Source organism: Paenarthrobacter sp. NPDC056912, from assembly GCF_042786555.1.
GTDB lineage: Bacteria > Actinomycetota > Actinomycetes > Actinomycetales > Micrococcaceae > Arthrobacter.
The window spans coordinates 1-1130 of the sequence record NZ_JBHUCD010000051.1 but is presented as its reverse complement, the minus strand read 5'-3'; the positions used below and the strand labels follow the sequence as shown (position 1 = coordinate 1130).

The following is a 1130-nucleotide window of genomic DNA, read 5'->3' as shown; positions in this document are numbered from 1 at the left end:
CAGGGTCTATGCCGCCGGACCCGACCCGAGCGTCCGTCGGTCGGGCCGCGCGGCGGCCACCTCCTGGTGCTCCGCGTCGTCCTCGAGGAGCTGTTCGCGGTCGACGTGCTCAACGGGCAGCAGCCGCGGGGCGGTCGACGTCGTCGTGCTCCTGGCGGTGGTCGACGGACCGGTGCCCAGTGGGCGGCGCGTGGTGCTCATGCCGCCAGTCTCCCGGTCGGCCACCCTTCGCCGACGCCATGCCGGGGCGTCGGCGCTTTCGCCGCACGGCGCGAGCCGGGCGGACGGCCCACCGCCACGCACCCGATCCCCTCGCCCGGCCGCCGCCACCACCCACCCCCCACCCTTCTCTTTCGTCTTGCTTGGGGCGGCAGGGGGCCGTAGAGGGGATGTCGGCACAAGTGGAAGCGCCCGACCACGCGGCTCTACCTGCGACAACGCAGGCCGTCGGAATGAGGAGTGCGCAACCTGGTGCGCAACCTCCCGTGCAACCCGACCACGGGGCGACCGCGCACCCGACCACAGACCCGACCACGGACACCGGTGGCCCCGTTGGTGGGCCCCACCGAAACCCCCACCACTGCCCCCACCGGTGCCGCGACAGGGACTTGCGAGGCTTGCCCACCGGTCCGGCACAGTGATCCCGGGCTGTTCCCCCGGGGAACACCCCGCCGCGATCTGTTCCCCCGGGGAACACCTGCGGATCGGAATGCAAGGGTGTGCCGCTCGATCACTGATAGCGCTTCGTCACGCACTGAGGTACCAAGCCCCCCTCCGGACAACGGACGGGGGCTTTTCTCTGCCCCGGTCCTGTCCTTCTTCGCCTGAGTCCGGCGAAGGAGTGAGGACTTGCGCGGCTTGGGCCCCGCTCCCTCAACGTCACCACCGCCCCGGCCTGTCCGGGACAGACGGACTTTTTTTCCACGGTCTGGAGGACCAGTTGAGCAACGAACAGAGCGACCAGCAGGCGCCCGCATCGCATGAGCGCCCGACCCGTCGCGAGGCTGTGAAGCGGGGGGCGTCTGGTCTTGCCGGAGGGGTGGCACTCGGTATGGCCCGGGAGGCGGGCAGGCGTCTCGCCCAGGTCATCTTCGAGGCCTTCGAGGATGAGTCCTGACGCGGCCGGGCGG

1 protein-coding gene is annotated in these 1130 nt (G+C 71.2%); it reads right to left on the bottom strand.

The window, feature by feature from the left end; genetic code table 11:
* Positions 1–6 precede the first annotated feature (6 nt).
* Positions 7–201 (bottom strand): hypothetical protein, encoded by a 195-nt coding sequence (locus ACFRJ9_RS23955; protein WP_377536168.1) that lies wholly within the window; start codon positions 199–201, stop codon positions 7–9.
* Between the last annotated feature and the right edge of the window lie 929 nt (positions 202–1130).